This is a genomic window from Streptomyces sp. NP160 (assembly GCF_006335115.1).
Taxonomy (GTDB): Bacteria; Actinomycetota; Actinomycetes; order Actinomycetales; family Quadrisphaeraceae; genus Quadrisphaera.
Genome location: NZ_VDMJ01000044.1, coordinates 64,647 through 84,251, shown reverse-complemented (window position 1 = coordinate 84,251; position 19,605 = coordinate 64,647). Strand labels below are relative to the sequence as shown.

The following is a 19,605-nucleotide window of genomic DNA, read 5'->3' as shown; positions in this document are numbered from 1 at the left end:
TTGACGCGTGGCTCTCGTGCTGGTCGTCGACGACACGGCGCAGATCCGCATGCTCATCCGCCTCAACCTCGAGCTCGAGGGCCACGAGGTGGACGAGGCCGCCGACGGCGAGGAGTGCCTGGTCCGGCTGCGCGACCCCGGGGCGCCGCGCCCCGACGTCGTCACCATGGACGCCGTCATGGAGCCCCGGGACGGGTGGAGCGCCGTCGCGGAGATCCGCCGCGACCCGGCCCTGTCCGACATCCCGGTGGTCATGGTCACCGCCAGCGTGCAGGCCCACCAGCGCGCCCGCGCCGTGCAGGTGGGCGTCGACGCGCTGGTGGCCAAGCCCTTCGAGCCCACGGCGCTGATCCAGGTGGTCGAGGACCTGGCCGCCGCCGGCAGGCCGCCGAGGGGCGCCAGCGCGGCCGGGGCCGCCGCCTCCCGCCAGTAACCTGGGGGAGTGACCCCCGAGGAGCTGTCGGCAGCCATCCGCGCCTGCCTCACCGGCGCCGTCGACGCCGGTGAGCTGAGCCTCCCGGCGGGCGCCGTCCCGCAGGCCGTCAAGGTGGAGAGGCCGCGCAACCGCGACCACGGCGACTGGGCCACCTCCGTGGCGCTGCAGCTGTCCAAGCCCGCCGGCCTGCCCCCGCGGAAGGTCGCCGAGGTGCTGGCCGCCCGCCTGTCGGGCGTGGCCGGCGTCAAGAGCGTCGACGTGGCGGGCCCGGGCTTCCTCAACGTCGTCCTCGACGCCGCCGCGGCCGGCGAGCTCGCCCGCTCCGTCGTGGAGGCCGGGCCCGCGTTCGGCCGCACCGACGGCCTGGCCGGGCGGAGGGTGGACCTCGAGTTCGTCTCCGCCAACCCCACCGGCCCGGTGCACCTGGGCGGCACCCGCTGGGCCGCCGTCGGGGACTCCCTCGCCCGCGTGCTGGAGGCCGTCGGGGCTGACGTCACCCGCGAGTACTACTTCAACGACCACGGCGCCCAGATCGACAGGTTCGCCCGGTCGCTGCTGGCCCGCGCCCTCGGCCAGGAGGCCCCCGAGGACGGCTACGGCGGCGACTACATCGAGGAGATCGCCTCCACGATCGTCCGCGACGCCCTCGCCGCCGGTGAGCCCGACCCGAGCACCCTGCCGGAGGCGGAGGCCCTGGAGGCGTTCCGCAGCCGCGGCGTGGCGCTGATGTTCGACGAGGTCAAGCAGAGCCTGCACGACTTCCGCGTCGACTTCGACGTCTACTTCCACGAGGACTCCCTGCACACCTCCGGCGCCGTGGCGTCCGTGGTGCAGCAGCTCAAGGACTCGGGCCGCCTCTTCCAGGAGGACGGCGCCTGGTGGCTGCGCTCCACGGAGTTCGGCGACGACAAGGACCGCGTGGTCATCAAGTCCGACGGGAACCCCGCCTACGTCGCCGGTGACCTCGCCTACCTGCGCGACAAGCGCGCCCGCGGCTTCGACCTGTGCATCTACCTGCTCGGCGCCGACCACCACGGCTACGTCGCGCGCCTCAAGGCCGCCGCCGCCGCCTTCGGCGACGACCCGGCCGTGGTCGAGGTGCTCATCGGCCAGATGGTCAACCTCGTGCGCGACGGCGTCCCCGTCCGCATGAGCAAGCGCGCCGGCACCGTGGTGACCATGGAGGACCTCGTCGAGGCCGTCGGCGTGGACGCCGCCCGCTACGCCCTGGTGCGCTCCAGCGTCGACTCCCAGATCGACGTCGACCTCGACCTGCTGGTCAAGCGGACCAACGACAACCCCGTCTTCTACGTGCAGTACGCGCACGCCCGCACCTCCGGCGTCGGGCGCAACGCCCGCGACCTCGGTGTGCGCACGGAGGACGGCTTCGACCCGGCGGTGCTCGACCACGCCACCGAGTCGACGCTGCTCGCCGCCCTCGGCGACTTCCCCCGGGTGGTGGCGCAGGCCGCCGAGCTGCGCGAGCCGCACCGCGTGGCCCGCTACCTGGAGTCCCTCGCCGGCAGCTACCACAAGTGGTACGACGAGCGCCGCGTCACGCCGATGGGCGAGGAGGCCGTCACCGACGTGCACCGCACCCGCCTGTGGCTCAACGACGCCACCCGCACGGTGCTGGCCAACGGCCTCGCCCTGCTCGGCGTCTCGGCCCCGGAGCGGATGTGAGGGCCCACCCGGCCGGTCCCCAGCACGCCGCGGGGCTCGGCGGCCCCGGCTGGCTGAGCGAGCCCGACGACGCCAACGACCTCCTGCCCGCGCTCTGGCCGAGCACGGCTCGACGGGGAGCCGACGGCGTCGTGAGCGTCGGCGGCGTCCCGGTCACCGAGCTGGCCGCGCAGCACGGCACCCCCGCGTACGTCGTGGACGAGGCCGACTTCCGGGCCCGCGCCACCGCCTTCCGCGACGCCTTCGCGGAGGCCTTCGCCGACGCCTGCGGCGGCGCCGACGTCTACTACGCCGCCAAGGCCTTCACGTGCACGACGGTGGCGCGCTGGCTCGCCGAGGACGGCCTGCGCTACGACGCCTGCACCGGCGGCGAGCTGGCCGTCGCGCTGCGCGGAGGCACCGACCCCGCGCACGTGCTGCTGCACGGCAACAACAAGTCCGACGCCGAGATCACCCGCGCCGTGCGGGCGGGGGTCGGCAAGGTCGTCGTCGACGGCTTCCACGACATCGAGCGGACCGCTGACGCCGCCCGCGAGGCCGGGGTCCGGCAGGGCGTGCTCATCCGCACCACCGTCGGGGTCGAGGCGCACACCCACGACTACATCGCCACCGCCCACGAGGACCAGAAGTTCGGGCTGTCGCTGGCCTCCGGCCAGGCCGCCGAGGCGGTCCGGCGGGTGCTCGCGCGACCGGAGCTCGAGCTGCGCGGCCTGCACAGCCACATCGGCAGCCAGATCTTCGACGTGTCCGGCTTCGAGGTGGCCGCCCGCCGCCTCCTGGGCCTGCACGCCCAGGTGCTGGCCGAGCACGGCGTGGAGCTGCCCGAGATCGACCTCGGCGGCGGCTTCGGCATCGCCTACACCACGCAGGACGCACCGCTGGCCCCCGCCGAGCTCGCCCGGGGCATGGCCGAGGTGGTGACCGCGGCGTGCGCGCAGCTGGGCGTGGCCGTGCCGAAGGTCTCCGTCGAGCCCGGGCGCGCCATCGCCGGCCCGGCGGGCGTGACGCTGTACCGGGTGGGGTCCACCAAGGACGTCGCCCTCGACGGCGGCCTGCACCGGCGCTACGTGGCCGTCGACGGCGGCATGAGCGACAACATCCGCACCGCCCTCTACGACGCCGACTACTCCGCCACGCTCGGCGGGCGCCGCTCGTCCGCGCGCCCGGTGCTGAGCCGCGTGGTGGGCAAGCACTGCGAGAGCGGCGACGTGGTGGTCAAGGACGAGTTCCTCCCCGACGACCTCGCCGCCGGCGACCTGCTCGTGGTGCCCGCCACCGGCGCGTACTGCCACAGCATGGCCAGCCAGTACAACCACGTGCCCCGTCCGCCCGTGGTGGCGGTCAGGGACGGCGAGAGCCGCGTGCTGGTGCGCCGCGAGACCGAGGACGACCTGCTCGCCCTCGACGTCGGCTGACGCGCGGCCGACCGCGGGGCGCGCGAGCGCCCGGCGGTCGGCACCTGGCAGGATCAGGGCGTGGCGATCCCCTTCACGCTCATGGGCGTCGGTTCCGTGCTGGTCTTCCTCGGCCTGCTCAACGGAGACATCACGCTGTGGCACGACCTCTCCAAGTTCGGCGGCATCGTGCTGGGCGGCATCGGCCTGCTGTGGTCGGCCCGGGTGTCCGCCAAGCGCAAGCAGGAGGAGCGGATTGCCCGCGTCCGGGAGGGCCTGCCGCAGGCCGAGCCGCTCGGGCGCGGCGGCGCAGCCCACTGACGCACCGCCGCGCCGTCGTCGGCCTGCTCCGACGGCGGCCGGACGCGGCACCGGGTCTCAGACCGGCGGCAGCACCCGGGTGGGCACCGCCGGGTCCCCCTTGGACAGGGCGAGTCCCTCCCACGGCAGGCTGATGAGCACCTCGCCGAGGTGCTCGCGCGCCGCGGCCAGGCCGTCGCCGCTGGACGCGGGCCCGACGCGCTCCCCGCGGCGCACCAGCGGCACCTGCAGCGGGCGGTCGCCCGGCTCGGCGGGCGGCGGGCCACCGGCGCTGACGACCTCCTCGGTGGCGGTCCCGGAGCTGCGGTGGCGGCGCACGGCCAGCTTGCGGCCGCCGTGGCTCGCCTTCGACTCCGAGCGCTTGGCCACCGGGCGCCCGTCGACCTCGACGAGCTTGTAGACCATCCCGGCGGTGGGCGAGCCGGAGCCCTGGACCACCGAGGTGCCCACGCCGTAGGCGTCGACGGGGGCGGCGCGCAGCGCGGCGATGCCGAACTCGTCGAGGTCCCCGGAGAGCACGATGCGCGTGCCCGTGGCGCCGAGGGAGTCGAGCTGCTGGCGCACCTGCACCGCGAGGACGGCCAGGTCGCCGGAGTCGATGCGCACCGCGCCGAGCCCGGGGCCGGCCACCCGCACCGCGGTCTCCACCCCGGCGTGGATGTCGTAGGTGTCCACCAGCAGCGTCGTGCCGGTGCCCAGGGCCGCCACCTGGGCGCGGAACGCCTCCTCCTCGGAGTCGTGCAGGAGCGTGAACGCGTGCGCGGAGGTGCCCGACGTCGGCACGCCGTAGCGGCGTCCCGCCTCGAGGTTGGAGGTGGAGGCGAAGCCCGCCAGGTACGCGGCGCGGGCGGAGGCGACGGCGGCCTCCTCGTGGGTGCGCCGGCTGCCCATCTCGATGATCGGGCGGTCCGCTGCGGACACCGCCATCCGCGCCGCCGCGGAGGCGACGGCGGAGTCGTGGTTGAGGATGGCGAGCACCAGCGTCTCCAGCACCACGGCCTCCCCGAAGCTGCCGGTGACCGTCAGCACGGGGGAGCCCGGGAAGTACACCTCGCCCTCGGCGTAGCCGTCGACGTCGCCGGTGAAGCGCCAGCCCGCCAGGTGCGCCAGCGTCTCCTCCGACAGCCGGCCGGCCTCGCGCAGCGCCTGCAGCACCGGCTCGTCGAACCGGAACCGCTCCAGGGCGTCGAGCACCCGGGCGGTGCCGGCGACCACGCCGTAGCGGCGGCCGTCGGGCAGCCGGCGGGCGAACACCTCGAAGGTGCAGTGCCGGCCGGCGGCGCCGCTGCGCAGCGCCGACTCCAGCATGGTCAGCTCGTAGGCGTCGGTCAGCAGGGCGGTGCTGGGCAGGTTCCCGGTGCCGCTCGACGGGGTCGTCTCCACAGGGCCACCGTAGGATGGGGGCGCGTGAGCACCCACCGGACGGACGCACGGTGATCGGCGGGCGACAGCGCGTGCTGGTCGCCGCCGCTGCGTCGCACGTCGTCGCGACGGCCGCGCCGGCCGAGGCCGAGGAGCGCGTCGAGGCGCCCGACGGCGAGGTGGCCAAGCCCTGGGTCACCATCGTCTGGAACGACCCCGTGAACCTCATGTCGTACGTGACCTACGTCTTCCAGACGTACTTCGGCCACTCCAAGGAGAAGGCCGAGAAGCTCATGCGCGACGTCCACGAGGCCGGCCGCGCCGTGGTCTCCAGCGGCACCCGCGAGGAGATGGAGCGCGACACCGAGGCCATGCACGCCTACGGCCTGTGGGCCACCTTCACGAAGGACGCCTGACGTGGCCCGCCGCTTCGAGAGCACCCGGCGCGGGGTCACCGCGACCCTCGACGACGACGAGCGCGCGCTGCTCGCCGGCCTCATGGGCGAGGTGGCCGAGCTCCTCGACGACGGGACGGTGCCGTCCGAGGACCCGCTGGAGGCCCTCGTCGGCACCGGCGGCCCCACGACGCCGCCCTCCGACCCCGCCGTCGCCCGGCTGCTGCCGCAGGGCGCCACGGACGACCCCGACGCCGCCCGCGAGTTCCGCCGCCTCACCGAGAAGGGCCTGCGCGCCCGCAAGCGCGAGGCGCTCGAGCGGGCCCGGGCCACCCTCGACCGCCCGGGTGTCTTCGTGCTGGACCCGGACGAGGCGCACGCCTGGCTGGTGTCCCTGACCGACGTCCGCCTGGTGCTGGCCGAGCGGCTGGGGCTGCGCACCGACGACGACGCCGAGCAGGTGCTCGCCGACGCCGCCTCGCGCGACCCGGAGGACCCGCGCGTGTGGATGGCGTCCGTCTACGACTTCCTCACCTGGCTGCAGGAGTCCCTCGTCGGGGCGCTGACCGCGCGCCGCGGGCGGCCGGGGCGCTGACCGCGCCGCTCCGTCGTCGTCCGTCGTCGTCCTCCTCGCCCCCGGCAGCTCGACGGGCCGGGACGGCCGGGGCCGGGTAGAACGGTCGTGTGCGAGCGATCCAGGTCAGCGGTCCGGACTCAGGCCTCCAGCTGGTGGAGCGGGAGGTGCCCCGGCGGGGGCGCGGGCAGGTGCTGGTGCGCGTCGCCGCGTGCGGCGTCTGCCACAGCGACGCCATGGCGGTCGGCGGGATGGGTGGCTTCCCCCGCGTGCCCGGCCACGAGGTCGCCGGCCGCGTGGAGGCGGTCGGCGAGGACGTGCCGCAGTGGCAGGTCGGCCAGCGCGTGGGCATCGGCTGGTTCGGCGGCGCCTGCTACCGCTGCGACCCCTGCCGCCGCGGTGACCTCATCTCCTGCGTCGAGGGCCGCGTCACGGGCCTGTCCTCCGACGGCGGCTACGCCGACCACGTGCTGGCACCCGCCGACGCGCTCGCCGCCGTCCCGGACGGGCTCACCGACGCCGAGGCCGCACCGCTCATGTGCGCCGGCGTCACCACCTTCCACGGCCTGCGCACCTCCGGGGCGCTCGCGGGTGACCTCGTGGCGGTCATCGGCCTCGGCGGCCTCGGTCACCTGGGGGTGCAGTACGCCGCCAAGATGGGCTTCGAGGTGGTCGCGGTGGCCCGCGGGGCCGAGAAGGGCGAGTTCGCCGAGCAGCTCGGCGCCCACCACTACGTCGACTCCACCGACCCCGGCGAGGGCGGCGTCGCCGGGGCCCTGCAGCGCCTGGGCGGCGCCGCGGCGGTCCTGGCCACCGTCACCGACGCCGAGGCCATCGCGGGCACCGCCGCCGGGCTGCGCCCCCGCGGCCGGCTCGTGGTGCTGGGCGTGCCGGAGCAGCCGCTGGCCCTGGACGCCGTCAACCTCATCCTGGGCAGCCGCACGGTGGCCGGCCACGCGAGCGGCACCTCCAAGGACTCCGAGGACGCGCTGCGCTTCGCCGCGCTCACCGGCGTGCGGCCCATGGTCGAGGAGGCGCCGCTGGAGGACGCGCAGGACGCCTTCGACGCCATGATGGCCGGGCGCCCGCGCTTCCGGATGGTGCTCACCGCGTAGTCCCGTCCTAGCCTGCGGGGGTGCACCCAGGCCCCGCGGCGCCCATCGGCATCTTCGACTCCGGCGTCGGCGGGCTCACGGTGGCGCGCGCCGTGCTGGACCAGCTGCCCGGCGAGGCGGTGGTCTACCTCGGTGACACGGCGCGGGCCCCGTACGGGCCCCGCCCGCTCGCCCACGTGCGCGCCTACGCGCTGGAGTGCCTGGACGAGCTGGTCGCCTCCGGGGTGAAGCTGCTGGTCATCGCCTGCAACACCGCCAGCGCGGCGGTGCTGCACGACGCGCGCGAGCGCTACTCCGTGCCCGTGGTCGAGGTGATCCGCCCCGCCGTGCGCCGCGCGGTGGCGAGCACCCGGACCGGGCGCGTGGGCGTCATCTGCACCGCGGCGACGGCCACGTCCGGTGCCTACGCCGACGCCTTCGCCGCCGCACCCGGGATCACGACGACGACGACGCCGTGCCCGCGCTTCGTCGACTTCGTCGAGGCGGGGATCACCTCGGGCCCGGAGCTGGTGGAGGCGGCGCGCGAGCAGCTGGCGCCGGTGCAGGAGGCCGGGGTCGACACGCTCGTGCTGGGGTGCACGCACTACCCGCTGCTCACGGGTGTCATCTCCTACGTCATGGGCGACGGCGTCACGCTGGTCTCCAGCGCGGAGGAGACCGCCAAGGCGGTGTACCGGGAGCTGACCGCTCGCGGCGCGCTGCGCCCCGACGGGTTCCCCGAGCCGCAGCACCGGTGGCTCACCACGGCGGACCCGGAGCGGTTCGCGGTGCTGGCCCGGCGGTTCCTGGGGACGGCGGCGCCGGCCCAGCTGCGCGCCGAGCGGCGCGAGACGGTGCTGCACACCGGGCTGCTGCCCAAGATCACGGCGCCGCTGGCGCGCAACCGCTAGAGGGGGACGTGGCGTGAGGCTGACGGTCATCGGGAGCTCGGGGTCCGTGCCGGGGCCGGACTCCCCGGCGTCGTGCTACCTGCTGGAGGCCGACGACCCCGCTGACGGGCGCACCTGGCGGGTGGTGCTCGACCTCGGCAGCGGCGCCTCGGGGCCGCTGCAGCGGCACCTGCCCGGTGGCGACCTCACCGCGCTGGACGCCGTGCTGCTCTCGCACCTGCACGCCGACCACTGCCTCGACACGACGGCGCTCTACGTGGCCATCAAGTACGGGCCCGCCGCCCACCGCGGCGAGCCCCGGGACCCGGTGCCGCTGTGGGCGCCGACGGGTGCGGCGGAGCGGCTGGCGCGCGCCTACGACCTCCCCGAGGATGGCCCGGGCATGACCGAGCAGTACGCCTTCGGCGCCTGGGTGGACCGCCAGCCGGTCGCGGTGGGGCCCTTCACCGCGGAGCCGGTGCTGGTCGAGCACCCCGTGGAGGCCTACGGGCTGCGCGTCACCGGACCCGCCGAGGGGGGCGGGACGGCGGTGCTCGCCTACACCGGCGACACCGACGACTGCCCCGGCCTGGACCACCTCGCCGCCGACGCCGACCTGCTGCTCACCGAGGCGAGCTTCACCGACGACCTGCCCTTCGAGCGGGGCATCCACCTCTCGGGCGCCCGGGCCGGGGACGTCGCCGCCCGCGCGCGGGTGCGGGCGGTGCTGGCGACGCACCTGACGCCCTGGGCCGACGCCGACGCGGTGCTCGCGGAGGTCCGCTCCCGCTTCGACGGTCCCGCCGACCTCGCCCGCCCCGGCGCCGTCCACCACCTCTGACGCGGGGCTGCCTCGCCGCACGTCCCGCTCGTCGTCGCCCTCACCCTCCTCAGCCCGCACTTTCCGCGGCAAGTGCGCTTCCAACGCCCCTCCTTCCCGCACTTCCCGCGGCAAGTGCGGGGTGGTCGGGGGTGTCAGGGGCGGGTCCTAGGCTCGGCAGCATGGCTGAGAGCACCAGCAGGCCCGGCGGACGGCGTCCCGACCAGCTCCGCGACGTGACCATCACGCGGCGCTACCTCGAGGCCGGTGAGGGCAGCGTCCTCGTCGAGTTCGGCCGCACGAAGGTCCTCTGCGTCGCCTCCCTCACCGAGGGCGTGCCGCGCTGGAAGAAGGGCAGCGGCTCCGGCTGGGTCACCGCCGAGTACGCGATGCTCCCGCGCGCCACGAACACCCGCAGCGACCGCGAGTCGGTCAAGGGCAAGGTCGGCGGCCGCACCCAGGAGATCAGCCGCCTGGTGGGCCGCTCCCTGCGCGCCGCCGTGGACGTGACGAAGCTCGGTGAGAACACCGTCGTGCTCGACTGCGACGTGCTCCAGGCCGACGGCGGCACCCGCACCGCGGCCATCACCGGCGCGTACGTGGCTCTCCACGACGCCGTGACCTGGGCCCGCGAGAAGGGCATCGTCAGGAAGGACCCGCTGCGCGGGTCCGTGGCCGCGGTGAGCGTGGGCATCGACAGGGGACAGCCGGTCCTCGACCTGGAGTACGTGGAGGACGTCCGCGCCCAGACCGACATGAACGTCGTCATGACGGGGGACGGCCGCTTCGTGGAGGTGCAGGGCACCGCCGAGGGCGAGCCGTTCGCCAAGGCCGAGCTCGACGCGCTGCTCGAGCTGGCCGCTGGCGGCTGCGCCGAGCTGACGCGCCTGCAGCGCGAGGCCCTGGGGCTGTGAGCGGGGTCGCGGGACGGGCCGGGGGTGCTGAGGGCGACCACGTCCACGAGCCGGTGCGCGTGGTGCTGGCCACCCGCAACGCCCACAAGGTGGGGGAGCTGCGCGCGATCCTCGCGCCCCACCTGCCCGCCGACGTGCGGGTGGAGCTGCTCGCGGTGGGAGACCCGTCGCTGCCGGAGGTCCCGGAGGTCGCCGAGACGGAGGTGACCTTCGCCGGCAACGCCCTGCTCAAGGCGCGTGCCGTGGCCGCGGCCACCGGGCTGCTCGCCGTCGCCGACGACTCCGGCATCGCGGTGGACGTGCTGGGCGGCGCGCCCGGCATCTTCTCGGCGCGGTGGGCCGGGCGGCACGGCGACGACGCCGCCAACCTGGCGCTGCTGCTCGCGCAGGTCTCCGACGTCCCGGACGAGCACCGCGGCGCCGCCTTCGTCTGCGCCGCTGCGATGGTCACCCCGGACGGCCGCGAGCACGTCGAGCTCGGTGAGCTCCGCGGCGCGCTCGCACGCGAGCCCCGCGGCGCGGGCGGCTTCGGCTACGACCCGGTGCTCGTCCCCGAGGGCTCGCAGGTCAGCTGCGCGGAGCTGGCGCCGGAGCAGAAGGACGCCGTCAGCCACCGCGGCCAGGCGTTCCGCGCGCTCGCGCCGCACCTCGCCGACGCCGTCCGCTCGTCACCGCGCTGAGCCGTCCGCTGGGCCGGACGGTCGTTCGTCCGGCCCGGCGCTGCGCCGTGCGGTCGCCCGCAGACCCGGACGTGGCCCCGCAGGCCGCCGCCCCTGCCAGGATGGCGCGGCCCCGGGGCCGCGACCGCGCGGCCCGGCAGCGGAGGCACCACGACCGGGGGAGGAGCAGGCGTGCCAGACGAGCCGGACCACCACGGGCTGCCCGAAGCCGTAGCCCCCTCGTGGGTGCGGCTGGACCCCGAGGACCGCGTCACCGGCATGAACCGGCCCGCGGAGGCCCTGTTCGGCGTGCCCCGCGAGCAGGTGCTCGGCAGGTCCCTGTGGGACGTCTTCCCCCACGCGCGCGACCACGACTTCGGCCCCGCGTACGCGCAGGCGCGGTGCACCGGGGAGCCGGTGGCCTTCGAGGCGTGGGGCACCACGGTCCACCGGTGGCTGTCCGTGCACGCGGTGCCCGAGGGCGAGGCCCTCCACGTGCACCTGCTCGACGCCACCGAACGGCGCCTCGCCCAGGAGGAGCTGCAGCGCACGGTGGAGCGCCTGGAGCTGCTCGGCGCCGTCAGCGAGCTGCTCTCCCACGGGTCCGGACAGGGCATCGCCGTCGGCGAGCTGGCCCACCTCGTGGTGCCGGAGCTGGCGGACTGGTGCACGGTCACGCTGGTGCAGACCGGCCGCCTGCGGCGCACGCTGGGCTTCGCCCACCGCGACCCCGAGCTCGACCCCGTGCTCGAGCGCTACGCCGGCTACCAGGCGGCCACCATGAGCCGCGAGGCGGCGATCGCCGTGTGCCTGCGCACCGGCCAGGAGGTCTTCGTGCCCGCGCTGCCGCCCCTGGCCGACTGGGTGGGCGACGCCGAGGCGCGGGCGCTGCTGGAGGTGCTGACCCCGGCGTCCGTGCTGGTGGTCCCCCTGAACGCCGGTGGCAGGACGCTCGGGGCGATGGCCCTGGTCCGCACCGACCCGGCTGCCGAGCGCACCGAGGCCGAGGTGGAGACCGCCCGCGAGGTGGCCCGGCGCGCCGGGCTGGCGCTCGACAACGCCCGCCTCTACGGGGAGCAGGCCGAGCTCAGCTCCGCGCTGCAGCGCAGCCTCCTCACCGCGCCGCCGAGCCCGCCCGGCGTGGAGCTGGCCGTCCGCTACGTCAGCGCCGCCGTCGAGGCGCGGATCGGCGGCGACTGGTACGACGCCTTCCGCCAGCGCGACGGCAGCACGGTGCTGGTGATCGGGGACGTCATCGGCCACGACTCCCGCGCCGCTGCGGCGATGGGCCAGGTCCGCGGCCTGGTGCGCGGCATCGCGCACGCCACGGGCCACCCGCCGGCGGAGGTGCTGACCAGCGTCGACGAGGCGGTGGAGGGCCTGGAGCTGGCCACCTCGGCCACCGCCGTCGTCGCTCGCCTCGACCCCTGGGCCGGCTGCTCCGACACCAGCGGCGTCCCCGCCGCCGCCGCCCGCCGGCTGGTCTGGTCGAACGCGGGGCACCCGCCGCCGCTGCTGCGCCGGCCCGACGGGACCGCGGTGGTGCTGGAGGACGACGAGACGGACCTCCTGCTGGGCATCGACCCCGGCACGCCCCGGCGCGAGCGCAGCACGGACCTGCCCCCGGGCAGCACCGTGCTGCTCTTCACCGACGGGCTGGTCGAGCGCCGCGGCACGTCCCTGGACGCCGGCCTCGAGGACCTGCGCGCCGCGCTGGAGCTCGAGGGGCACCTGCCGCTGGAGGAGCTGTGCGACGCGGTGCTGGCGCGGGTGCTGCCCGAGGAGCCCGAGGACGACGTCGCCCTGCTGGCCCTGCGCGTGGTCGCACACCGCTGACCCCGCACCGCTGGCCCCCGCACCGCTGGCCCCCGCACCGCTGGCCCCGCGGCGTCCGCAGCGGTGGTGCCGTGGACCGCGTGCGCGAGGCGGGACTCGAACCCGCACGCCCGGAGGCACAGGGACCTAAACCCTGCGTGGCTGCCAGTTTCACCACTCGCGCCACCCCGGCCGGAGCCCGGCCGGGACGTCTGGGGCGTCAGTCGACGCCGAGCTCCTTGCGCAGCCGCGCCACGTGGCCCGTCGCCTTGACGTTGTACGAGGCGTGCGTGACCACGCCGTCGGGGCCCACGACGACCGTCGAGCGCAGCAGGCCGGTGGTGGTGCGCCCGTACATCGTCTTCTCGCCCCAGGCCCCCCAGCGCTGCACGACGCCGCGCTCGGTGTCGCTGGCGAGGGGGAACGGCAGGTGCTCCTCCTCCGACCACGCCTCGAGCTTCGCCAGCGGGTCCGGTGAGACGCCCACCACGTCGTAGCCGGCGGAGGTCAGCGACGCGAGGTTGTCGCGGAAGTCGCAGGCCTGCGTGGTGCAGCCCGGAGTCCCCGCCGCGGGGTAGAAGTACACGACGACGGAGCGGCCGCGGTGCTCGGAGAGCGTCCAGCTGCCGCCGTGGGTCGCGGGGAGCGTGAAGTCCGGGGCGAGGTCACCCGGCTCGAGGCGTTCTGCCACGCGGAGAGGCTATCGGACGCCCCCTCGACGGGCGCCCGAGCGTCCGAGCGTCCCCACGATCCTCAGCAGGGAGCGTCCGAGCAGGTGGGCCGGGGCTGCCGGAGGCCGCTGTTGCCACTAGCGTCGCCGAGCATGAGCGTCCCGCCCGACGAGCCCGCGCGCCTCGAGCGCGAGATCAGCCTCCACCAGCAGCACCTCGCTGCCACCGTCGACGAGCTCGCCGCCCGCGTCGCGCCCAAGGCGCTGGCGCAGCAGGGCGTCGAGAGCGCCAAGACGAAGGCCAAGGAGCTGGTGCTCGACTCCGACGGCGCCGTGCGCGTCGAGCGGGTCGCGGCCGTCGGCGGCGCCGTCGTCGCCGTGGTCGGGCTCTTCACCGGCCTGGCCGTCCGGCGCCGCCACTGAGCCCACCGCCGACCGGCGGTAGTTTCGGCGGGTGAGCACCACGCCCGGCAGCCCGTCCTCCTCGAGCACCGCGCCCGGGGACGACGGCCGCCTGCCGATCCGGATGCTGCACGACCGCGTGCTGGTCGCCCTGGACCGCGAGGCGGGGGAGCGGCGGTCGGGGGCGGGCATCGTCATCCCCGCCACCGCGGCGGTCGGCAAGCGCCTCTCGTGGGGCGAGGTGGCGGCCGTCGGCCAGCACGTGCGGCAGGTGCAGCTGGGCGACCGGGTGCTCTTCGACCCGGAGGACCGCGCCGAGGTGGAGCTGTCGGGGCGCGACTTCGTGCTGCTGCGCGAGCGCGACCTGCACGCCGTGGCCGCCCCCCGCGTGGAGGCCGGATCCACCGGTCTGTACCTCTGAGCACGTCCCGGCGGGCCGCGGACCCGGGCGCGCAGCGGGGCCCCGGGCGCCCCAACGCGCGGTACACGGTGCTGGACGCGCCCGGGCCGCTGCCGCGGGACATGCTGCGGGACCTGCTGGGCATCCGCCGCGACCCGCTGGCCTACCTGCGCGGCGCCGTCCAGCGGTGGGGTGACCACGTCGCCTTCCCCCTGCCGACCACGCCCGTGCTGTTCGTCAACACCGTCGCGGGCGCGCGCCGGGTGCTCGTGGAGAACGCCGGGGCCTGGTCCAAGCGGACCGTCCAGTACGGCGCGCTCTCGCTGGTCACCGGCAGCGGGCTGCTCACCAGCGACGGCAGCGCCTGGCGCGAGGCGCGCCGGGTGGCGCAGCCGGCGTTCCACCGCTCGGGGCTGACCGCCGTCGCCGAGCAGTCCGTGGCGGCCGCCGAGCGCCTGCGCGCCCGGTGGGACGCCGCGGGCGGCGGCCCCGGCGGCGCGGGGGGAGTGGTCGACGTCGACGCGGCCGCCCTGCAGGCCACGCTCGAGGTGGTCGGCCGCACCCTCTTCGGCGGTGACGTCACCGCCGAGGGCGTCGACGACGGCGAGCGCGTGGTCGCCGCGGTGCTGGAGGCCCTCGGTGTGGTGGTCTCCCGCGCGCGCACGCCCGTGCCGGGGTGGCTGCCCACGCCGTCGCGGCGGCGGCTGCGGCGCGCCAACCGCGTCATGGACGAGGTGGTCGAGCGGGTGGTCGCCCGGCGCCGCGCGACCGGCGAGCTCGGTGAGGACCTGCTGGGGCTGCTGCTCGCCGCCGTCGACGAGGGCCGCCTGCCTCCGGAGGCGGTGCGCGGAGAGCTGGTGACCATGGTCATCGCCGGCCACGAGACGGTCGCCTCGTGCCTGACGTGGACGCTGCACCTGCTCGCCAGGCACCCCGAGGCGCAGGAGCGGCTGCACGCCGAGCTGGACGCCGTCCTCGCGGACCCGGCAGCACCCGGCGCCGCCGGTGCTGCCACCGCCGCGCTGAGGCCGCCGACGTGGGAGGACCTGCGCGCGCTGCCGTGGACCCGCGCCGTGGTCGACGAGTCGCTGCGCCTGTACCCGCCGGCGTGGGTGGTGACCCGCCGGGCCGACGCCGACGACGTGGTGGACGGCGTCGCGGTGCCCGCGGGGACGCTCGTCATCGTCAGCCCGTGGCTGCTGCAGCGCCGGGCCGACGCCCACCCCGACCCCGAGCGCTTCGACCCCGGCCGCTTCACCGGCGAGGGCCCGGCGGTGCCGCGCGGCGCCTACCTGCCGTTCGGGGCCGGGGCGCGGCTGTGCATCGGCCGGGACTTCGCCCTCACCGAGGCGGTGCTGGTGCTGGCCGCCCTGCTGCGCGACCGCGCGGTGCACCCCGCCCCCGGCCACGAGCCGGAGCTCGAGGCGCTCGTCACCCTGCGGCCCCGGCACGGCCTGCTCCTGCGGCTGGTGCCCCGCACGGCCCCGCCCCCACCCGCCGAACGGGGGAGGCCCGCCCCGCCGCCCTGAGCGCGGTCGGACCGGTGGCTCAACCCGGAGCTCCGGACCGCCGATCTCCAGGTGCGGGTGCAGACGCAGCGACCGCGACCACGAGCTGGGGGGCTCTGTGACGCGACAGGACGAGCACGACGGCCTCGCCGCCGCGCCGCCGCGGGGACTGGTGCGCGCCGGCGCCTGCCTGGCGCTGGCGGTGGTGCTGCTCGGCGAGCTGACCGGTGGGGTGGCGCGGACGCTGCCGGCTCCCGGCGCGGTGGTGCTGGGCCTGGTCGTGCTGTGGCTGCTCGGCACCGGGGCGGTGGCCGCGCGCGCTCGCCGTGCGAGCGCCGACCGGCGCCTGTGGCGCGCCGTGGCCCTGCTCGTCGGCACCGTCGGGGCCACCCTCGCGGCCCAGCCGCTGCTGGCGCAGGCCCTGCCCGTCGACACCCCCTCGGCCCTGGCGTGGGTACCCGTCGCCGCGGCGCTGCTGGCCTGCTTCCTGCCCGTCTACGGCGCCTTCGTCCGCTGGAACCTCACCCGCACCCACTCCGCCGACCCCGACGACCGGCTGAACGCCGTCAGCGCGGTGCTGGCGGGCCAGGCCCTCCTCGGCCTCGTCTCCGAGCTGGCCGGAGGGCCGCTGGACCTCCTGCCGTGGTGGCAGGCGCAGCTGCTCTTCGCCGCCACCGCCGCGATCATCGTGCTCGGTGGCACGGCGCTCTCCACGGCCCTGCTGACCCGCGGCGGACGCGAGCCCAGCACCTGGCTGGTCACGGCTGCGGGCCTGCCCGTGGCCGCCGGGGTGGTGGGGGTGGCCGTCGACCCGACGGGCGCCCCGGCGCCGGGGACGCTCACCGCGTTCGGGGCGGGCCTGCTGCTGCTGGTGCTCGCGAGCGCCCACCGCTCGGCGCTCGCCGTGCCGGAGGTGGTGCGCGGTGCCCCGGCCACCGTCGGGGCCTACGGCGTGATCGTGCTCGCCGTGGCCGTGGCGGCCGTGGCGGGCGTCACGGGCGCCGGAGCCGAGGACGTCGTGGCCCAGCGGTGGACCGTGCTCACGGCGGCCCTGGGGGCGGTCGGGGCGGCGAGCCGGCTGCTGCTCAACCTCGGCGAGCTGGACCAGCTGGCCGACACCCACCACCAGGCGCGGACCGACGAGCTGACGGGCCTGGCCAACCGCCGGGGACTGCTGGACCGGACCGACGCGATGCTGGAGCGCGGCGCGCCCTTCGCGCTCGCCCTGGTCGACCTCGACAGGTTCAAGGAGGTCAACGACGCGCTGGGGCACGCCAGCGGTGACGCGCTCCTCGTGGCGGCCGCCGCGCGGCTGCGCGCCGCCGCCGGGGCCGGGGCCGAGGTCGGCAGGCTGGGCGGCGACGAGTTCGCCCTGCTGCTCCCGCTGCCGCCCTCGGTGGACGCCGGTGGCGGTGGTGGGGCCGCGCGCAGCGCCACCGGTGCCTGGGGGGAGCTGCTGGTGCGGGCCATGGCGCCCCCGTACGACGTCGGGAGCGGGATCGTCCACGTGACCGGCAGCACCGGGCTCGTGGTCCACACGGGGGCGCAGCCGGACGACGGCGACCTGGTGGGCCTGCGGTCGGAGCTGCTGCGGCGCGCTGACGCCGCGATGTACGCCGCCAAGCGCCGCGGTGGCGGGTGGGCCGTCCACGACCCGGAGGTCCACGGCGAGGGGGAGCACGCCCTGCGCACCGCCGAGGAGCTGCGCCGCGCGCTCGAGGCGGGTGAGCTGGTGCTGCACTACCAGCCGCAGGTCGGCGTGGCCGACGGGTCTGTCGTCGGCGTCGAGGCGCTGGTGCGCTGGCGGCACCCCGTGCACGGGCTGCTGCCCCCGGGGCGGTTCCTGCAGGTGGCCGAGGACCACGGCCTGATCGGTCAGGTCACCGGTGTGGTGCTGCGCGGCGCCGTGCGCCAGTGCGCCGACTGGCGCAGGCGGGGCCTGGACCTGCGGGTGTCCGTCAACGTCTCGGCCACGGACCTGCTGGACCGCCACCTGCCGCACCGGCTGGGCGAGCTGCTGCTGGAGCACCGGGTGCCGGCCTCGCGGCTGGTGCTGGAGGTCACGGAGACGACGCTGGCGAGGGACCAGGCCCGCGCCACGCAGGTGCTGGCCGAGCTGGCCGAGCTCGGAGTGGCGACGAGCATCGACGACTTCGGCACCGGCTGGTCGTCCCTGGCGCAGCTGCACCGCATGCGCTTCAGCGAGCTCAAGCTCGACAGGTCCTTCACGCTCGACCTCCTCACGGACCAGCGCGCCGCGGCCATCACCGCCAGCACGGTGGACCTGGCGCACGCCCTGGGGCTGCGCGTGGTGGCCGAGGGCGTGGAGGACCCCACCACCCTGGCCCGGCTCGCCGAGCTGGGCTGCGACGAGACCCAGGGGTACTGGCACGCGGCGCCGATGACCGCGCCGGAGCTCGTCGCGTGGGCAGCCGCGCACCACCGGGGTGAGGCCGTGCCGGGGGGCTGGTAGAGTCTTCCTCGCATCACGCGCTTCTAGCTCAATTGGCAGAGCAGCGGACTCTTAATCCGCGGGTTCTGGGTTCAAGTCCCAGGGGGCGCACAGCAGACGGAGGGCCTGACCGTGAGGTCGGGCCCTCCGTCGTCGTCAGCCCAGCGCCTCGCGCAGGAAGGCGAGCACGGCGTCGTAGGTCGGGTCGGGGTCGCGGCTCGTGCTGGTGCGGCCTGCCCGGGTCGTGCGGACCTCGCGGTCGGGAGCGCCCTCGGCGAGGTAGGAGTCCGTGTGGCCCGCCCCGGCCACCAGCGTGAGGGTCGCGGTGGCGCCGGCGCGCTCGCACGCGGCGAAGAGCAGTTCCGACTGGCCGGGGGGCACCGAGCCGTCGGCGGTGCCGTGAGCGATCCACAGCGGAGGACTGCCCGCTGCCACGTAGCGCGTCGGGTCGGCCCGGTGCGTCGCCTCCGGGTCGGACTGCACCGGGAACCCCATCAGCGCCGACTCGGGGGAGCCAGCGCCGTCGTGGCTCTGGCCCCCGGGGACGAGCTGGGAGTCCATGGCCGTGAAGTCCGTGGGGCCGAACAGGTCCACCACCGCCTGCACCGCGCTGCTCTGGTCGGCGTGGCCCAGGTCGCCGCCCTCGAGGTCGGCCACCCCGCTGACCAGCCCGGCCATCGTGGCGCACCAGCCGCCGCTGCTCGTGCCCGCCGTCGCGAACCGGCTGGCGTCCAGGCCCAGCTCGGCAGCGCGCGAGCGCAGGTACCGCAGCGCGGCCTTGGCGTCGTGCAGCTGCGCGGGGAAGACGGCCTGCGCGCTGCTGCGCACGTTGACGCCCGCCACGGCGAAGCCCTGCGGGCCCCAGCGCTGCGCCAGCAGCGCCGCCGTGGTGCCGCCGCTGAGCTCGGTGGGACCGCCCTTCGCGTCCCCGCTGCGCCAGGCCGAGCCGGGGAAGAACAGCACCACCGGCCAGGGCCCGGGCGCGGTGGCGGGGTCGGGCAGGTACAGGTCGAGCAGGTGCGCCCGCTCCACCGCGTCCGCGTAGGCCAGGTCGGTGAGCACCCGGGCACCGCCCGCCGCGGAGGTGCCCGGCGGCGCGGCGCTGCTGGTGGGCGCCGGCTCCGGGGACGGCGCCGTCGTCGACCCGGTCGGGGAGGGCGAGGGGCCGGCCCCCCCGGGGTCGCAGGCGGCCAGGAGCGCGGACCCCGCGGCCGCCGAGGCGGCCAGCAGGCCGCGGCGGGTCGTCACCCGGCCGTCGCGCCCGCGCCCAGGGCGACGTCGGCGGCGCGCACGACCTCAGCGGTGCGCCCGGGTGCGCTCTGGAAGCTCCAGTACAGGTTGGTGTGCGCCACGACGTCGGCCACCGGCGGGGCGCCCCACGCCGACTTGTCGCCCGCGGTGTGGGCGTCTCCGACGAGGGTCACGTCGTACCCGCGGGTGAAGGCGCCGTGGATGGTGGAGCGGATGCAGGCGTCGGTCTCCGCGCCGGTCACCACGAGCCGCCCGACCCCGCGCTCGGCGAGCACCTCCTCAAGGTCCGTGGCCTCGAAGCTGTCGCCGTACTGCTTCTGCACCACCGGCTCACCGCCGGCGGGCTGCAGGGCGTCGACGATCCTCCAGGCGTCGCTGCCCTGCGGCATCCCCTCGTCGGAGTGCTGCACCCAGACGACCGGCACGCCCTCGGAGCGGGCCCGCTCGACCAGGCCGGCGATGGCCGAGACGACCTCGTCGCGCCGGGGCGCCTCCCCGACGACGTCGTTCTGCACGTCCACGACGAGCAGCGCGGTCTGCGGACGGTCTTCCAGCGTGGTCATGG

At 76.3% G+C, this 19,605-nt stretch carries 20 protein-coding genes and 2 tRNA genes; 17 read left to right on the top strand and 5 right to left on the bottom strand.

The window, feature by feature from the left end; all coding sequences use genetic code 11:
* Nucleotides 1-7: 7 nt before the first annotated feature.
* Genes FHN55_RS19570 through FHN55_RS19555 form a run of 4 tightly spaced genes read left to right on the top strand, consistent with a single transcriptional unit; the run spans nt 8 to nt 3,834 of the window.
* Nucleotides 8-433 carry a response regulator gene (locus tag FHN55_RS19570; protein WP_257571137.1) on the top strand — a complete coding sequence of 142 codons (426 nt, stop codon included), beginning with the start codon at nt 8-10 and terminating at the stop codon, nt 431-433.
* A gap of 9 nt (nt 434-442) precedes the next feature.
* Nucleotides 443-2,119, top strand: coding sequence for an arginine--tRNA ligase (gene argS, locus FHN55_RS19565; protein WP_139714082.1), 1,677 nt, complete (start codon nt 443-445; stop codon nt 2,117-2,119).
* On the top strand, nt 2,116-3,534 hold the full coding sequence (lysA, locus tag FHN55_RS19560) for a diaminopimelate decarboxylase (RefSeq protein WP_139714081.1): 1,419 nt from the start codon (nt 2,116-2,118) through the stop codon (nt 3,532-3,534). Before argS ends, lysA begins: the two co-directional genes overlap by 4 nt.
* 60 nt (nt 3,535-3,594) lie before the next feature.
* Nucleotides 3,595-3,834, top strand: coding sequence for a hypothetical protein (locus tag FHN55_RS19555; protein ID WP_139714080.1), 240 nt, complete (start codon nt 3,595-3,597; stop codon nt 3,832-3,834).
* A 57-nt stretch (nt 3,835-3,891) separates the two neighbouring features.
* Here the strand turns inward: FHN55_RS19555 and FHN55_RS19550 are convergent, their stop codons facing one another.
* A complete protein-coding gene (locus tag FHN55_RS19550) occupies nt 3,892-5,142 on the bottom strand; it encodes a nicotinate phosphoribosyltransferase (protein ID WP_218974845.1) in 1,251 nt (416 codons plus the stop codon).
* A gap of 233 nt (nt 5,143-5,375) precedes the next feature.
* On the opposite strand from FHN55_RS19550, the gene clpS reads away from it, so the two are divergent.
* The 8 genes from clpS (at nt 5,376) to FHN55_RS19510 (ending at nt 12,378) form a co-directional block, all read left to right on the top strand.
* Nucleotides 5,376-5,612, top strand: coding sequence for an ATP-dependent Clp protease adapter ClpS (gene clpS, locus FHN55_RS23915; RefSeq protein WP_257571145.1), 237 nt, complete (start codon nt 5,376-5,378; stop codon nt 5,610-5,612).
* A gap of 1 nt (nt 5,613) precedes the next feature.
* Entirely contained in the window at nt 5,614-6,186 is a 573-nt protein-coding gene (locus tag FHN55_RS19540) for a DUF2017 domain-containing protein (RefSeq protein WP_139714078.1), read from the top strand.
* 89 nt (nt 6,187-6,275) lie between these two features.
* Nucleotides 6,276-7,280 carry an alcohol dehydrogenase catalytic domain-containing protein gene (locus FHN55_RS19535; RefSeq protein ID WP_139714077.1) on the top strand — a complete coding sequence of 335 codons (1,005 nt, stop codon included), beginning with the start codon at nt 6,276-6,278 and terminating at the stop codon, nt 7,278-7,280.
* A 20-nt stretch (nt 7,281-7,300) separates the two neighbouring features.
* Nucleotides 7,301-8,170 (top strand): glutamate racemase, encoded by an 870-nt coding sequence (gene murI / locus FHN55_RS19530; protein ID WP_139714076.1) that lies wholly within the window; start codon nt 7,301-7,303, stop codon nt 8,168-8,170.
* A gap of 13 nt (nt 8,171-8,183) precedes the next feature.
* A complete protein-coding gene (locus FHN55_RS19525) occupies nt 8,184-8,990 on the top strand; it encodes an MBL fold metallo-hydrolase (protein ID WP_139714075.1) in 807 nt (268 codons plus the stop codon).
* Between the two features lie 161 nt (nt 8,991-9,151).
* Nucleotides 9,152-9,883, top strand: coding sequence for a ribonuclease PH (rph, locus tag FHN55_RS19520; RefSeq protein WP_139714074.1), 732 nt, complete (start codon nt 9,152-9,154; stop codon nt 9,881-9,883).
* Nucleotides 9,880-10,563: an RdgB/HAM1 family non-canonical purine NTP pyrophosphatase gene (gene rdgB / locus FHN55_RS19515; protein WP_257571136.1), complete on the top strand. Its 684-nt coding sequence runs from the start codon at nt 9,880-9,882 to the stop codon at nt 10,561-10,563. The genes rph and rdgB overlap by 4 nt, the downstream gene beginning before the upstream one ends.
* Nucleotides 10,564-10,734: 171 nt before the next feature.
* Nucleotides 10,735-12,378, top strand: coding sequence for a SpoIIE family protein phosphatase (locus FHN55_RS19510; protein ID WP_139714073.1), 1,644 nt, complete (start codon nt 10,735-10,737; stop codon nt 12,376-12,378).
* Between the two features lie 81 nt (nt 12,379-12,459).
* Here the strand turns inward: FHN55_RS19510 and FHN55_RS19505 are convergent.
* Together FHN55_RS19505 and FHN55_RS19500 are read right to left on the bottom strand one after the other, a co-directional pair.
* A tRNA-Leu gene (locus FHN55_RS19505) sits at nt 12,460-12,541 on the bottom strand.
* Nucleotides 12,542-12,577: 36 nt separating this feature from the next.
* Nucleotides 12,578-13,048, bottom strand: a complete 471-nt coding sequence (locus FHN55_RS19500; RefSeq protein WP_139714072.1) for a peroxiredoxin — start codon at nt 13,046-13,048, stop codon at nt 12,578-12,580.
* A 132-nt stretch (nt 13,049-13,180) separates the two neighbouring features.
* Between FHN55_RS19500 and FHN55_RS19495 the strand changes: the two genes are divergently transcribed.
* The 5 genes from FHN55_RS19495 (at nt 13,181) to FHN55_RS19475 (ending at nt 17,900) form a co-directional block, all read left to right on the top strand.
* Nucleotides 13,181-13,450 (top strand): DUF3618 domain-containing protein, encoded by a 270-nt coding sequence (locus tag FHN55_RS19495; RefSeq protein ID WP_139714071.1) that lies wholly within the window; start codon nt 13,181-13,183, stop codon nt 13,448-13,450.
* Nucleotides 13,451-13,553: 103 nt separating this feature from the next.
* A complete protein-coding gene (locus FHN55_RS19490; RefSeq protein ID WP_139714133.1) occupies nt 13,554-13,850 on the top strand; it encodes a co-chaperone GroES in 297 nt (98 codons plus the stop codon).
* Nucleotides 13,851-13,918: 68 nt separating this feature from the next.
* Nucleotides 13,919-15,358 (top strand): cytochrome P450, encoded by a 1,440-nt coding sequence (locus FHN55_RS19485; RefSeq protein WP_139714070.1) that lies wholly within the window; start codon nt 13,919-13,921, stop codon nt 15,356-15,358.
* Between the two features lie 97 nt (nt 15,359-15,455).
* A complete protein-coding gene (locus FHN55_RS19480; RefSeq protein WP_139714069.1) occupies nt 15,456-17,810 on the top strand; it encodes a bifunctional diguanylate cyclase/phosphodiesterase in 2,355 nt (784 codons plus the stop codon).
* 17 nt (nt 17,811-17,827) lie between these two features.
* Nucleotides 17,828-17,900, top strand: a tRNA-Lys gene (locus tag FHN55_RS19475).
* Nucleotides 17,901-17,945: 45 nt separating this feature from the next.
* On the opposite strand, the gene FHN55_RS19470 is transcribed toward FHN55_RS19475, so the two are convergent.
* Together FHN55_RS19470 and FHN55_RS19465 are read right to left on the bottom strand one after the other, a co-directional pair.
* Nucleotides 17,946-19,037 carry an alpha/beta hydrolase gene (locus tag FHN55_RS19470; RefSeq protein WP_139714068.1) on the bottom strand — a complete coding sequence of 364 codons (1,092 nt, stop codon included), beginning with the start codon at nt 19,035-19,037 and terminating at the stop codon, nt 17,946-17,948.
* Entirely contained in the window at nt 19,034-19,603 is a 570-nt protein-coding gene (locus FHN55_RS19465) for an isochorismatase family protein (protein WP_139714067.1), read from the bottom strand. Before FHN55_RS19465 ends, FHN55_RS19470 begins: the two co-directional genes overlap by 4 nt.
* Nucleotides 19,604-19,605: the final 2 nt, after the last annotated feature.